The following is a 15,552-nucleotide window of genomic DNA, read 5'->3' as shown; positions in this document are numbered from 1 at the left end:
CGTTACCTATAATAGGTACAAATCAATAAGGAAATTGAATCAGCAGAACTCCCAAAAAAGACGACGGCACTGATAGAAAAGCGTTACAAAGCAGTGACCTACTTTACCAACAATCATCACTTAATGAAGTATCAAGAGGCTCTGGAGCAAAACTGGCCGATCGGTTCCGGAGTCACAGAAGCAGCATGTAAGACATTGGTCAAACAACGGCTATGCGGTTCACGAATGAGGTGGAAATTAGCCGGGGCAGAAGTACTTCTGGAAACAAGATCTCTTATCCATAGCAAGGGGCGCGGGGAACAACTGTGGTCTAACGTTATGTCAGGCAAAGTTCTATTTGATTGCTGAGTCAGCTATTAACCCGAGAGAGCACCCTTTCATTGTGCATGGGCTTAAATGAGTTCCTGAGCTAAGAGTACTGATGATAAAAAGTGTTTTAGTGGTTTTCAACAAAATGCAATCTATTTCCTTGAAGTTTAAAGTCATGGCCGTTCTTTTATTTATTAGCTTTAATAGCTGGTCAGTGAATATCAATAAACATGATGTTTACTATCAGGTTCGTTAATAGCTATGAAAATAACAAGATTGACTACAATGCAGTTTGCTCTAATTACAAGAGAGGTTCCGTAGAGAATCGTGGATGTCGCCGCCAGGCACAGCATTATTTCAGGGATCAATGTCATAAATATGGTTCATTTGACATAGAGAAGACTCGACATAATCTCACTAAAAAGAAAATGTACTGTTTAGCCAATAGCCAGTTTAATCCTATCAGATAGTGAAAAATCAGTGTCATGTGGTGCCTCGCTTCAGTTGGGCACCAATACCAAATTTGAACGAAGGTTCTGTGTAGCCAGAATGATGGTGATCTCTCACTCTCTCCCCCACCTATAAACTCTCCCTATAATATCACTCACTTATGAACTAACCATTCATCCAGACCGACAGAGTTTTGTCGTATATTTTATTCTCAGGTGTCGAAAAAAGCTGTCTGTAACCACTAACAACCATTAATGGTTGTACTAAAGTGCATTCTTAACCTATTGATATACATATAACTCATTGAAAGCAAAGGGGGTATCCTTACCCCGTTGTTAATATGAAATATCCGGGCTCGCTTTTTTATTTCGCAATAGCCTGAGGGCATTGGTGGTGACTAGGGCTGTGGCACCGGTGTCGGCAAGGACAGCAACCCAGAGTCCGGTTATGCCCAGCAGGGTGGTGACCAGGAAGAAGGCTTTACTGCCCACGGCCAGAAAAATGTTCTGGCGGATAATGGACATGGTGGCGCGGGAAAGGCCAATAAGGTCCGCAAGTTCTGCCACACGGTTATGGGTCAGCGCACAGTCTGCGGTTTCAAGAGCAACGTCGGCACCCGATCCCATGGCAATGCCGATATCTGCCGTCTTCAGTGCAGGGGCATCGTTGATGCCGTCACCGATCATGGCAACCCGGCCTTGTTTGCGTAGCGACTCTATTTCAGCAGATTTATCTCCGGGCAGGAGATCCGCACGATAGGCCATTCCCAATTGGCTGGCGACGGCTTTCGCAGCCCGTGGGTTGTCACCAGTGAGCATGATACTGTTGATACCCATGGCTTTAAGGGCTGCGATGGCATTCGGAGCCTCGGCTTTTGGTTCATCCCGCAGGGCAATAAAGCCCACCAAATGCCCTTCAACCGTCACCACCGCAATGGTATTACCCTGCTCTTCTAGCTGTTGGAGCTTCTGTTGAGCACCTGTGATCAGATCAATACTGTCCTGTAAGTGTCGTGGTGAGCCAACGACCACTGCTTTGCCTTCCACCTGACCCTGCACACCCAGTCCGGCTTTGGCCACAATGTCCGTGGCCGCAGGGATCCTCATATTCATCTCATCAGCTTTGACGACGATGGCTTTGGCCAGTGGATGTGTTGAACCTGACTCGACGGCTGCAGCCAGTCGCAGGATTTCCTGCTCTGGGTTGGGTTCTTGGTTGAATGTTGAGCGGTCAAACGATGCTATGTGAGTAACGGCAGGCTTTCCTTCCGTCAGTGTGCCGGTTTTATCAAAGGCGACCGTTGTGACCGAACCCAATAGTTCAAGGGCTGCACCACCCTTGACCAGTGCACCGTTGCGAGACGCTCTGGCCAGGGCCGAGGTAACAGCAGCAGGCGTTGAAATCACCAGAGCACATGGGCAGGCGATCAGTAACAGTGCCAGTGCCTTGTAGATCCATTCGACCCAGGACCCGGCAAACACCAGCGGAGGAACAACAGCCACCAGTGCCGCCAGAAACATCATTAATGGTGTGTACCAGCGGCTAAATGCATCAATAAAACGTTCCACTGGCGCTTTTCGCTCTTCTGCTTCTTCGATCAGACGGATGATACGGTCAACCGCACTCTCTCCGGGCTTTGAAATTACCCTGAGTCGGGCAACCCGATCCACCGATAACGAGCCAGCCATCACACTCTCACCGGGGTTATGTTCAACAGGGACGGATTCGCCGGTCAGTGCGCTTTCATCAAAGCTAACGTTAGGCGTTAAGAGTTCACCATCAACGGGCAGACGGCTGCCCGGTAATATTTCGATGATGTCTCCGGGCGTCAGCGTATGGGCAGAAACCTCTGTTTTATGCCCATCGCGGTCAATACGGTAAGCCGTTTCTGGTGTCAGCGCCATCAGTTTCTGGACACCCTGTCGAGCCCGCCCTGCCGCAAATGCCTCCAGATGCTCACCGATCATAAACAGCAGAAGCACCATGGCGGCTTCAACGGTTTCACCCAGAAACAGGGCACCAATGGCCGCGATGCTCATCAGGGTTTCGATGGAAAAGGGAGAGCCACTTCTGGCTAATTGCCATGCTTTGGTCGCAACAGGGTAGAGCCCCCAGAGTGTCGCCAGGTAAAAAAACACGTTGCCAGCAACGGGAAAGGTGCCCTGAATCAATACCGCGAACAGCATAAACGTAGCCAGTGACATAATGCGCCAGTATTTTTTCAGGACACTGCCAGCTGCCGTTTCTGAAGCGGCGTCGTCCTTAACTGAAAAGCCCAGTTCTTTGAGAGTTCTAAGGATGTCGTCATTGATGCCTGCTCGATTTTCAACCTCTACCAGCAGGCGCTCTGTTGCAAAGGTGACCCGAGCCTGAGTCACACCGTTCAGCCCCTTTACGGCATTCTCAATTTTGGCGGCACAGCCCGGGCAGTCCATGCCAGTGATGATCCAGCTTAGCTGCATACTGCCGGATACCGAAGAAGTCTGACTTTCTATTGAAGAAGCTTCTGATTGAGTGTTATTGCCGCAGCATGAAGATGCAGCACAGCTACTTTTCATTGTGTCACTCTGTGGGCTGTCACTGTCGGTTGCGGAGCAGGATGACATAGCTTCACTCGTCATAATATAAAAATATGTTTATATAAAAATAATTTTATATTTGTGGTGCGTCAAGCCATCAAAATGAATATTGTTAAGTGCATTGTGCAATTATCAAGCGTCTGTTCGATTAATACTTTCTTATTATGGACCGGAGCCTGCACCCGTGATCGATTTGCCAAGAGTATTGCTGTAACCACTCTGCGGAGAAATCCACTGCTAAGCTGAATGTCAGAAATAATGGATTTTTGAATCAGGCTGAATGGTTATCAGGAGAAAGAATAATGAGCGCTATCCCCGCAAGTCCTTCATCATCGCAACCAACTATTCCAAATAATGACATTGTGTCCGATTCCCCGGGTAAAACCGCTGACAATAAACAGGTGACTACCACTGAGGCCATCAAGCAGATACCTGAAGCCCCGGGGGATAACTCCAAACCATCAATCTCACTGGCGGAGCGAAAGATAGAGCATAGTGCAGACATTGCCACAGCGGATGATTTTCAGGCCAGAATTGACGAAATGATCCACTTAAAAACGATTGGCAAATTGATAGAGGATTCTGAGGCTTTCAGTTTGCATGGCGTACAAAACGGCGCGTCTAAAAAAAACCCTGCCACTGCTGCCAGCAGCTCGGTAACATCTGCCTTCAACTCATTACACCATGCCAGTGGTGAAAGAATGGTGGCATACGAATTTTATGGCTTACATTCCAGGGATACGACTCCTGCCGAGGGTGCAACTACCCATGGGGCAAAAGTCCACCTTGAAAATGCATTCGACCACATCAAAGAGATGCAAAATCAGGAAAACAAGCTCAGTGAGTTTTCCAAAGTGGATATTGCCTTATCTATGGCTTTACATGAAAACAGACCCATCCTTCGACCTCATATCGAAGCGGTTTTCAGCATCCAGGAAAATAAACTCAAGCAATAACCCGTACTATTTTATCAACGCTCCTTAACATGATTGGCCATATCGAGAATGACATGACGGATATGGTGGTCATCCAACTCATAGAGTACCTGCTTTCCTTTGCGGGTTGATCGCAGGATTCGGGCTTCCCGCAAACTGCGCAGATGATGGCTGGTTAAAGGTTGCGACATGCCCGAAATTTCCGATAGACAGCATACCGGCTGTGGCTCTTCAAGACAGGCAATGACCAGCTGCAGTCTTTTGGTGTCTCCCAGCAGCTGGAAAATTTTTGCCAGTCGACCCATGTCCTGTTCAGACAGCTCAGGCAGCAGAGAACAACAGGTTTGATGCATATCGACCATAGGCTTGTCCGAACCTTAAGAAAATAATTATTGGTAATGGTATTGCGCCATGACGGCTTAGTCTATTTTCCCGGGTTTGCATCATCCGTCGATAAACACTTTTCGAGCCTTGCTGCTGGTGGCAAAATGCTCTCAGCAAAAAAGCAGGCGACAATGATAAGCCGCTGATAGCGGTATAAGCCTTCATCAATAATAATCGGGCCAGCCTGGCAAAAGGATGGCCACAACAAGCCGGGTTATGCACTGTGAAAACCAAAGCGCTTCGAGCAGATGTTTTACTACTGGGGGTGTCTGCAATATGGGGGTTTGCCTTTGTTGCCCAGATCAAAGGCATGGAGCATCTTGGACCATTTCTGTTTAATGCCTGCCGTTTTGCTCTGGGCTTTATCTCGTTATTACCGGTTTATTTTCTATTGGAAAACATCTCCGGAAAGAACGTCTCCGGCCATAAAACGCAATACGACAGTCAATTGCTGCTGAAATGGGGGCCATTGACCGGTGTAGTACTTTTTCTTGCTTCATCCTTTCAACAGGTTGGTCTGTTGTATACCACAGCGGGTAACTCTGGCTTTATCACCGGTTTCTATATCATTTTGGTGCCAATACTGGGGATCTGGTTTGGGCACAGTACCCGCCCTGCAACCTGGCTGGGTGGAGCCATTGCGCTGGCGGGCCTGTATTTCCTGACCGTACAGGATGGCCTGAATTTCAATAAAGGTGACGTGCTGACGTTAGGCTCTGCCCTGATGTATGCCATTCAAATACTGCTTATTGGCTGGCTTTCCCGGCATGTTCATCCGCTGAGGCTGTCATTAATACAGTTTTTTATGACCGCTTTATGCAGCATGATGGTTGCTCTTTATCTGGAACCCATCAGCCTTGATGCCATTCTAAAAAGTGCAGGGCCTCTGCTGTTCGCCGGCGTTCTTTCTACCGGTGTCGCTTTTACGATTCAAATCATTGCCCAGAGAGATGCAGCTTCTTCTCATGCGGCTATCATTATGAGCCTGGAAGCTGTTTTTGCGGTGCTGGGAGGCTGGTTATTGCTGGACGAACAGCTTGGTCTGAGAGGTTTTCTAGGGTGCGGCTTGATGATGACCGGGATGCTACTGTCGCAGCTTAGGCGCTCCAAGGCTTAAAAGGAAAACAAACAGATGGGTTTGCAAGCTGTGTGGAAAATAGCTTTATTTAACTTCCATATTCCCAGTTTTGCCCGGCCGCCTTTCCGATATACTCCGGATTTAGCTGATCTTCTAAGCTCTCTGGTATCCCTGTTGGTGCTGCGTCCGCAAAAAAGCACCTTGTAAACCCATCTGCTTGTTACTGGCGACTCTTTATTGTTCTTGTTATAAAACGCTCTGATGAGTCGGCACCAAACCCTGATATTGTTTTTATGGTGGGTGTTTTGTTCTTTTTGCTTTAACTAATACAACTGCTGTGCCAAAAATAGAGATAATTCCCTTATGCCTTGCTGTACGTGGTTTCCGAATGATGGCGTGTTTTTTTATGATTAAATATGTACAGTTCATCGGTTGTGATTTGTTACCTGGCCCCCACAAAATGTGACAATGCTCCCGCAAGGTAACAAATACCAGTTCCTGGCCTCAGGGCAAAATCCATCAAATCGTTGAGACAGTCTGTTTTTCAGACAGTTGCTGCCGACGTTATACATGTTTGATTATTTCGGTTATTCCGTTTGTTCTACTCCTGCACTAAGGATTATCCTTTGTGCCCCTGCTGACACTGACTGTTATATCAGCAGTTCCGGTTACACTTTTGTTGAAAAAACGGCTGACACATCGGCTGAAAAAACGTAGGAAAACAATGAGCGAACACGACCATAGCATCCATACTGGCCTCACAGGCCGTTTGTTGCTGGAAAACTCCCTTTTGAACAAAGGGACCGCTTTTTCTATGGAGGAGCGGAGTGAGCTGGACCTTCATGGTCTTCTGCCGCCAAGGGTAGAGTCGATGGAGGAACAATGTCGTCGAGCTTATAAGTCTTTCTCCGTCAAGCCTACGCCGATGCTGAAGCACATCTACCTGCGTGCATTGCAGGATACCAACGAAACACTGTTTTATGCTCTCCTGCAACGTCATCTTCAGGAAATGCTGCCTATCATCTACACGCCGGTTGTAGGGCAGGCCTGTCAGCGCTTCAGTGACCTCTACCGTCGACCAAGAGGCATCTACATTTCCTATCCCCAGCGTGAACATATCTCAGCCATGCTGGCCAACTTCAAGCGCAATATTGAAGTGATTGTTGTCACGGATGGTGAGCGTATTCTGGGCCTGGGTGACCAGGGTATTGGCGGTATGGGGATCTGCATTGGCAAGCTGTCTCTCTATAGTGCGGTGGGTGGCATCGCACCGAACAAAACACTGCCTATCGTCCTGGATTGCGGCACCAATAACCGACAGTTGCTGAATGACCCGAATTACCTGGGCTGGCGTCATGAGCGCATTGCAGACGATGAATACTATGCGTTCGTGGACGACTTTATTCGTGCACTGAAACGTCGCTGGCCAAAAGCACTGTTACAGTTTGAAGACTTTGCCATCGACCATGCAACACCACTGCTGGAAAAATACCGGGATGAACTCTGCTCTTTCAATGATGATATTCAGGGCACAGCCGGTGTGACTGCCGCATCACTGCTGGCAGCGGCCAAAGCCGCAGGCAAGTCCATTGAGGAGATGACCATTGCCTTCCTTGGTGCCGGCTCCGCCGGTTGCGGTATTGCCGAGCAGCTGATCCGCCTGATGGTTGGCCGGGGACTCAGTGAAGAAGAAGCCCGTCAGCGAATCTTCATGGTTGACCGCCATGGCGTGCTGAATGACCAGATGGCAGACCTGCGGCCATTCCAGCAGCGGCTGGTACAACGTTGTGAAGAGCTTTCTCAATGGGGGTGTGAGGAGAATCCCGGATTGTCAGACGTCGTCACCCACGCCAGACCAGACGCTATCATCGGGGTATCAGGTCAGCCTGGTCTGTTCACCCGGGAAGTCATTGAAAAAATGGCTGAGAACCATGAGCGCCCCATTGTCTTCCCACTGTCCAACCCCATCAGCCAGGTTGAAGCCACGCCAGAAGATATTATTCAGTGGAGTAAGGGGCGGGCGTTGATTGCTACTGGTAGCCCATTTGATCCGGTTGAGTACAATGGTAACCGTTACCCTGTCGCCCAATGTAACAATATCTATATCTTCCCGGGGCTGGGTCTTGGTGTCTTGGCCAGTGACGCTGAAAGAGTATCCGACGGCATGCTGGATGCAGCGGTGGAAACACTGGCCATGGCCTCGCCAACGGTTATGAATCCGGACGCTGCTCTTCTGCCCGAATTGAACCGTATTCATCAGGTGACTTGTGATATAGCGATTGCCGTAGCCAGAAAAGCGCAGGAAGAGGGGCTGGCACCTAAATGTGAACAAACTACTCTGGAAGCCAGAGTCAGAGGCAAGCGCTGGAGCCCTGAATATTGCAGAGTCCATCTGTCTGATTCTTGAAAGTAGTACCCGGATTTACGTTACAGCGTAGAAAAGGATAAGCAGATAAGTTTACAAACTACCAGGCATCTTTATTGTTGTTATTGACTGACAGGTGTCTGGTATGTCCCGTTGCCTTCCTGGTGTTGCAGTCTTTAAAAAAACTGCGGCAATCTTATTAACATTCCAGCAATTTGCCAGTTGATGACCTTCAGTATCCTGCAAACTTATCTGCTTTAATCACCGACCTGTTGTTTTTGTTATTGGTGGTCAGGATTTGCCATGTAGTTGTTATTATTTGGCATTTTTTGGTTTGCGACTGGTCATATACAAAGGGTGTGCCAATAACCTCTGTCATTAATTAACGTATTGATATTTAAGAAGATAATTTTTTCTGCACCGTTCAGTCCATGCCATGGGAAAAGGGTAAACTGTTACTTGTTGAGTACTGGGTTGTGAAGAGTGTAACCCGGGTAACAGACGAACATGGTTCAGGGTTTATGCACTTCTATACGACTGATCAAACCTTCTTTGGAGAAAAAAATCCTTTCTACCCCTGGTACGTTCACAGATTCATCTGACGCAATATCAGTACCCGATCTGACAAACTCAAGTTCTACACAACAGCCATCCAGGCTGCGGTAGCTGTTAACATGCCAGTTCACATCAGGGATTTTTGAAAAAAAAGCCGTCATCATATCAAGAATGGCGGCCTTTCCCTGGAAGTCACCAAGAAAGGCAGAGTAGTAGCTGGCGCTTTCATCAAACATTTGAGATACCCAGTCCAGCCTGTGCGCATTGGACAGAGCAATATAGGCTCTGGCGGCTTCGATTTGTTCATCGTTGGTCATAATTTGAGATGCCAATGGTTTGTGAGTAGATACCCAAACCCACAACATAGCACTAACTCGACATATTGACCTGCTTCAAGTTGTCACAGGCTGGATTCCGGGGAGTAAAGAAGAGATTTAAATAAGAAAGGGGAGGGGGAGAAGTTTATAGAATGAAAAAATAAACAAACAGACAGGTTTACAGATACTCAGAAGCTCTTTATTTCTTCCCTGTCGAATGCCGGCGCTGCCTTTTGCCGCCTGTTACCAGACTCAGTCAGTCTTCTCGGCTTTCTTATCCCTGCTTGTCGGCTACCTTAAGGTACCGTGCAAACCTGTCTGCTTGAGTGGCCCGGCCTGATATTATTATTTTTGTAGGCTGGGAGTCGTCGTTGTTATTGTTGTTATGTTCTGACGATTTTTGTTCTCTCCTGACATAATACAAGTGGCGTGCCAGCTTTTATAAATGTCTCTGCAGGCCTTGGTAAATAAGGGGTAAACAGGCCATTCATATTGTATCGCCAGATGTCTGGCGCAGTTTTTCTGTTACTGCGTTTACCCCCTGGATGTAACCTTCGGAATAGATGTAACAAATATGATTTCATTTGGTCAGCTATCAAATGCACATTGATACTTTAAATCGGGCAGTTTGACCTTATAGTAATCAGAGACTTTCTCAGGGCAGGCTTATGTCGGCTCTGCAATGATCAGGACAATAAAATGACGACATCAAACCACTTTGATTATCTGGTAATCGGCGGCGGAAGCGGTGGTATCGCTTCCGCAAATCGTGCAGCTATGTACGGTAAAAAAGTGGCGCTGGTAGAGGCTAAGCATCTGGGAGGAACCTGCGTAAACGTAGGGTGTGTTCCCAAGAAAGCCATGTGGTTTGCCGGGCAAATTGCTGATGCCTGTCGTTATGGACCTGACTACGGCTTTGATATCAACATTGACCAGCAGTTGAAGTCATTTAGCTGGAGCAAGCTCGTCGACAGCCGGGAGGCTTACATCCGTCGTATACATGCTTCTTATGAACGGGTTCTGGGCAATAATAAAATTACCGTAATAAACGGCTATGGACGATTTGTTGACGCCAGAACAGTAGAAGTAAATGGTGAGCATTACACAGCGGACCATATCACCATTGCAACCGGTGGTGAGCCCCTGATCCCAGATGTTCCCGGAGCCGAATACGGTATCGACTCGGATGGCTTCTTTGAGTTGACTGAGCGTCCTGGCCGGGTGGCTGTATTGGGTGCGGGTTACATAGCTGTTGAACTGGCCGGTGTGCTACATGCCCTGGGCAGTGAAACGCATTTGCTGGTTCGTAAACACAAGCCATTGCGTAATTTTGAAGCGATGCTGTCTGATACGCTGGTAGAAGTAATGGCGTCTGAAGGTCCTCAGCTTCATACCCATTCAGTACCAAAAGAAGTGGTAAAAGAAGACGATGGAAGTCTGACCGTTCATTTGGAAAACGGTAACTTATTAAATGTTGATACGGTGATCTGGGCCGTAGGCCGTAAGCCACATACTGCAGGTATTAATCTTGATGCAGCAGGTGTTACGGTGGACGCCCGGGGTTACATTCCGGTTGATAAATACCAGAATACTAATGTCGCTGGCATTTATGCCGTGGGTGACAACATCGGCAAGGTTGAATTGACCCCGGTTGCTGTTGCTGCGGGTCGTCGCCTGTCAGAGCGCCTGTTCAATAATAAACCGGATGAGCATTTGAACTACGACAATGTGGCCACGGTTGTCTTTAGCCACCCGCCGATCGGTACAGTGGGTTTAACGGAATTGGCTGCTCGTGAAGCTTATGGTGATGATAATGTCAAAGTGTATACCAGCCAGTTTACGGCCATGTACAGCGCATTGACCAGTCATCGCCAGCCATCACGAATGAAGCTGATAACTGTCGGTGCAGAAGAAAAGATCGTCGGTATCCATGCGATTGGACACGGTGCGGATGAAATGCTCCAGGGTTTTGCTGTGGCTTTAAAGATGGGAGCTACCAAGGCCCAGTTTGATGACACCGTTGCTATTCACCCAACCTCCGCTGAGGAGTTTGTTACTATGCGGTGAGCCAAATTGGAGGAGGATAATTGTTTTGACAACTCATAAATGTTTTGGCAACTCATAATTATTCTGGCAACTTCCTGAAACTCAACCATACTCTGACCCGCAACACGATGCTGAGAGGAGTATGGTTTTTTTATGTCTTTGAGACCACGCTGGAGTTGTGACGATTGGCTAGCCCGCATATTGCATGACAGATAAAAAAGGCGAGATAGTTTTCTGTTATCATTCAGACGCTTACCCTGATAGTAACAACCAAATCGTCCATGACCCAAGAGATAGCTCCCGCTGCCAGCATCAGACAACAACAATCTTTCGTCAGCGAATTTATGGATTGGCACTGGGTTATGAAGACCTGAACGATCATCAACAACTGAGATACGACCTTGCCTTGCAAACGGCGACTGACGTCGATAAACCACTGGCAAGTCAATCAACGCTTTGCCGTTTTGAACAGCAGGCGAATCGCCAACAGGTCGTCCGAATGCACGAAGTAATCATTGAGAGCTTTATTGCTTCGTTCATGAACCACCGAAACGTCTAAAGCTCGACTTCGACACAACAGACGACCCGGTTCATGGCAACCAGATTGGACGACACTTTTCAGGCTATTATGATCATTACTGCTTCCTGCCACTTTATTTCTTCTGCGAGCAGAAGTTACTATCAGCTATTTGAGACCTGCCAGTGTGGATGCAGCAAAACATGCTTGGGCGATTTTATCGCTGCTGGTCAAACGCCTTAGACAAGAATGGCCGCAGGTAAAGATACTGTTTCGGGGAGACAGCGGCTTTTGTCCCCCACGGCTGACTTTACATGAGTCTTGCCAGACAGCTTTCTCCTGGATAATGAAATAGTGCTGTCCCGGCACGTTATAAATAATGGGGTTAGGGGAAGTTGTGCCTGAAAAAGCCCAATCGGTCACAATCGCTTTAGAATCAGCTGTTCCAGCCCTGTCAAATTTCGCATAGCTCTTTTTAGCTTGCTAATAATTGGGGTTATGCAATATGCGGGTTGGAAGGGCAAATAAATAAACCAAAAAAGAGAAAAAAAGCCAGTAAAAACTAATGCCTGTTGGTGCCGTAGATTAGTCTACATTTTATATTTCCCATGAATTAATGAAATATAATTATGGACAGAGGCGGTGCTGGTATAAGTTGGACATGCACAACATCAGGTAATGATTATAATCAACCGGATGATCGTACCGGTGCCTCAGGGAGTGTGCGATACAGGTATGGCACAGTGAGGCGGACGAATACACCACTTTCCTATATCCCAGAGCGTCATGAATTTTATCCTGCTTCTGACGCCCGCTCTGCTAACCATCCACCAGGACATTCAATAAAACCTGTTCAGGATTTTAATGCTCTCATCACACAAGCAAAAATGGATGACCTGGTGAGGACATCCACTCAATATGGTGATCGCTGTAATGGGAGAAAACACAGTCAATTTGCCTGTTCAATCAAACAATACACATCAAGGTCAAAAAGACCATTAAATCGTAGTGAACAATGCCAACTGATACCATTGTTGCACGCTTTTAAAGCGACACCCGGATGGCTCTGGAGAAGCCTGATGACAACGGTTCATTCATTTACGTCAGCGGGTGTTTTTACCCCTCATAAATACATGAATGAGAAAAGTAAGGAAGCTCAGGCAGCTTTATTGTCAACGTTACTTGATGCAGTAATCGTTAAGTGCAAGCAAAAACCTGAAGCCAGGGATATTGATGCCCAAGGTACCGCCAACCTGCTGTGGGCCCTGGCAAAAATGGTTGGTAACGGGCTGGAGCTGGAGAAAACACCGAAGCTCAAAGAGGCCGTGGCCGCGCTGTTGCCCTGGGTGAGAATCAAAGCCGAATCAAAAGAGGGGAAAGACCGCTTTATTCCTCGGCATATCGCCAACCTGCTGTGGGCAGTGGCAAAACTGGTAGACAACGGGCTGGAGCTGGAGAAGACACCGAAGCTCAAAGAAGTTGTGGCCGCGCTGTTGCTCCATGTGAAAACGAAAGCCGAATCAAAAGAAGAAAAAGACCACTTCTGCTCTCAAGGTACCGCCAACCTGCTGTGGGCTCTGGCGAAACTGGTCGAAAACGGGCTGGATCTGGAGAAGACAGCGCAGCTAAAAGAGGCCATAGCCGGGCTGTTGCCCCATGTGAAAATCAAAGCTGAATCAAAAGAAGAGAAAGACCACTGCAAGCCACAGGAAGTCGCCAACCTGCTTTGGGCCATGGCGAAATTGTTGGACAATGGTCTGAAGAAGACTCCGAAGTTCAGAGAGGCCATGGCCGCGCTGCTGGCCAATGTGAAAACCAAAGCCAAATCAATAGAAGAGAAAGACCACTTTATTCCTCAGCATATCAGTAACCTGCTGTGGGCCATGGCAAGATTGGTGGACAACGGGCTGGAACTGGAGAAAACACCAAAGCTCAAAGAGGTTGTAGTCGCACTGTTGCCCCATGTGAAGGCCAAAGCCGAATCAAAAGAAGAGAAAGACCGCTTCAACACTCAAGCTACCATCAACCTGCTGTGGGCTCTGGCAAAACTGGTGGACAAGGGGCTGGAGCTTGAGAAGACAGGGCCGCTAAACGAGGCCTTGGCCGCGCTGTTGCCCCATGTGAAAACCAAAGCCGAATCAAAAGAAAAGAAAGACTACTTCAACACTCAAGGTATTGCCAACCTGCTGTGGGCTGTGGCGAAACTGGTGGACAATGGGCTGGAGTCAGAGCAGGTACCAAAGCTCACCGAGGTGGTAGACGCGCTGTTACCCCATGTGAAAACCAAAGCCCAAGAACAGAAAAACCACCTTATTCTTCAGCATATCGTCAATCTGCTGTGGGCCTTGGCAAAACTGGTGGACAGTGGTCTGGAGCTGGAGCAGACAGCGATCCTCAAAGAGGCTCTGGCCGCGCTTTTGTACCATGTGAAAACCAAAGCCGAATCAAAAGACGAGAGAGACCACTTCAATGCTCAAGGTCTCGCCAACCTGGTGTGGGCCCTGGCGAAACTGGGGGACATCGGGCTGGAGCTGGAGAAGACAGCGAAGCTCAAAGAGACCCTGACCGCGCTGTTGTACCGTGTAAAAACCAAAGCCGAATCAAAAGAAGAGAGAGACCGCTTCATTCCTCAAGGTATCGGCAACCTGCTGTGGGCCTTGGCAAAACTGGGTGAGGCCATTGAGCTGAACCTGATTAAATCTACGTTCGATGCTCTGGTCGCCAGAATCAGTGAAACCCCTCAGCTTTCCCAGCAAAATATATGGATGCCTCTCTGGGGAGTCATGGTATTCTGTGCCAGGTTTTATCTGTGCTTTGGTAGAAATAATAAAAACCCGCTTGAAAAGCACATAGGTGAACTATTTTCTCGCCTGGAAAGTACATTCCCGGACAATTTAGAGGCGCAAACCGTCATGGTCATGGCCGCCAGTTGGCTTGGGAGACCGTGTGCGATGGCCCCCTATTACCAGAGAAACATTTCACAATCTCAAACCACCTTGCGCGAACAACTCCAATCAAGCCTTCCGTCGTTGCAGATTGAAGAAGAGAAGAGTCTGAACTCATTACCTCCGGTTGACTTGCTACTGCCAGATTACAACATGGTGATTGATGTTCAGGGACCTTATCATTATGTGAGCGGTGATTTCAAAACCAGGAACGGTGCAACGTTGCTGAAAATCGCGCTGCTGCAAAAATTAGGATTCGAAGTCATTGAAATCCCGGTGCACAAGCTTTGGAATAAGGATTCAATGAAAAGAGTTATTGAGCAAATAACGACAAAATTAGCCGTTCAGCCGGAGGCTCATGGTTCTGTATTAGACAGTAGCGAGGGAGTGGCCGATGAGGCTTATGTTACTGCTGACGAAGGAGGGCTATTTTCAGATGGCGGTTATGCTACCGCCGAAGAATATTCAGGAGAGCAAATAAAGAAACCCAAAAAGAGAAAAAGGAAGAGAAAAAGAGCCAATAAACGGCTCTCTTCCAGCATGACTTAAGAACCAGTTTGACATTCTGGTGAAGGTGTACTTTCTTTATCTGCCGTATTAATACATGGCAGCTGTTTAGTACGTTTTTGTTAAAGAGGGATTTAAAATGGATAAGGCAATAAGCATTGTGCTCAGGGGGATAACTGCCCCCTCAAAGGAGCGAATGCCTGCGGAAGTTCAAAAACGAGACCCGCTGCATTTCGGAGATCGCCAGGTTAAAGCGTTGAATGCCTATATTAATGGTATGCATGCCCCAAAATTTACTACTTATGTCGGACGTGGTGTTGAAAATTTCAATTCACGTCGAGAAGCATTAGATTCCGGCAAACAGTTAACCTCCGGACAAATCCGCTCTATCACGAAGACAATGAAGAATGCTATCAGGCATTTAGAGCATTATCTTTCCAAGGATTACATTGAACCCAACTATGATCTTAATGAAACAACTAATGAAGAAGTGAAAGAATTTGTAGCATCTGCGATGGAGGAGGTTGCTGCTGATATTAACAGACTTAAAGCTCTTAAAAAGAGA

Annotated in this window: 9 protein-coding genes and 1 pseudogene; 7 read left to right on the top strand and 3 right to left on the bottom strand. The window is 47.6% G+C overall.

Annotation, left to right across the window (positions count from 1 at the left end; all coding sequences use genetic code 11):
• Positions 1-1,094: 1,094 nt before the first annotated feature.
• Entirely contained in the window at positions 1,095-3,365 is a 2,271-nt protein-coding gene (locus tag ACO6V1_RS18420; RefSeq protein WP_422447685.1) for a zinc/cadmium/mercury/lead-transporting ATPase, read from the bottom strand.
• 275 nt (positions 3,366-3,640) lie between these two features.
• Between ACO6V1_RS18420 and ACO6V1_RS18415 the strand changes: the two genes are divergently transcribed.
• Entirely contained in the window at positions 3,641-4,294 is a 654-nt protein-coding gene (locus ACO6V1_RS18415; protein WP_422447683.1) for a hypothetical protein, read from the top strand.
• A gap of 14 nt (positions 4,295-4,308) precedes the next feature.
• Here ACO6V1_RS18415 and ACO6V1_RS18410 read toward each other — a convergent pair whose 3' ends face one another.
• A complete protein-coding gene (locus ACO6V1_RS18410; protein ID WP_101747555.1) occupies positions 4,309-4,635 on the bottom strand; it encodes an ArsR/SmtB family transcription factor in 327 nt (108 codons plus the stop codon).
• 245 nt (positions 4,636-4,880) lie between these two features.
• Here ACO6V1_RS18410 and ACO6V1_RS18405 point away from each other — a divergent pair, with 245 nt between their 5' ends.
• Both ACO6V1_RS18405 and ACO6V1_RS18400 read left to right on the top strand, forming a co-directional pair.
• Positions 4,881-5,774: a DMT family transporter gene (locus tag ACO6V1_RS18405; RefSeq protein ID WP_422467954.1), complete on the top strand. Its 894-nt coding sequence runs from the start codon at positions 4,881-4,883 to the stop codon at positions 5,772-5,774.
• Between the two features lie 685 nt (positions 5,775-6,459).
• Entirely contained in the window at positions 6,460-8,142 is a 1,683-nt protein-coding gene (locus ACO6V1_RS18400) for an NAD-dependent malic enzyme (protein WP_422463633.1), read from the top strand.
• Between the two features lie 470 nt (positions 8,143-8,612).
• On the opposite strand, the gene ACO6V1_RS18395 is transcribed toward ACO6V1_RS18400, so the two are convergent.
• Positions 8,613-8,972, bottom strand: a complete 360-nt coding sequence (locus tag ACO6V1_RS18395) for a nuclear transport factor 2 family protein (RefSeq protein WP_422447677.1) — start codon at positions 8,970-8,972, stop codon at positions 8,613-8,615.
• A 699-nt stretch (positions 8,973-9,671) separates the two neighbouring features.
• Between ACO6V1_RS18395 and gorA the strand changes: the two genes are divergently transcribed.
• The 4 genes and pseudogenes from gorA to ACO6V1_RS18375 form a co-directional block, all read left to right on the top strand.
• Complete coding sequence (gorA, locus tag ACO6V1_RS18390) at positions 9,672-11,039, top strand: glutathione-disulfide reductase (protein WP_422447675.1); 1,368 nt, start codon at positions 9,672-9,674, stop codon at positions 11,037-11,039.
• Positions 11,040-11,295: 256 nt separating this feature from the next.
• A pseudogene (locus ACO6V1_RS18385) lies at positions 11,296-11,842 on the top strand (transposase); the annotation flags it as partial.
• Positions 11,843-12,164: 322 nt separating this feature from the next.
• Positions 12,165-15,029, top strand: coding sequence for an RAP domain-containing protein (locus ACO6V1_RS18380; protein WP_422467952.1), 2,865 nt, complete (start codon positions 12,165-12,167; stop codon positions 15,027-15,029).
• Between the two features lie 97 nt (positions 15,030-15,126).
• The coding region (locus ACO6V1_RS18375) for a hypothetical protein (protein WP_422447671.1) at positions 15,127-15,552 on the top strand (426 nt) is incomplete at its 3' end.

Origin of the sequence: Endozoicomonas sp. ALC013, assembly GCF_049310205.1 — a bacterium.
Taxonomy (GTDB): Bacteria; Pseudomonadota; Gammaproteobacteria; order Pseudomonadales; family Endozoicomonadaceae; genus Endozoicomonas.
This window is presented reverse-complemented; position numbering and strand designations above follow the sequence as displayed.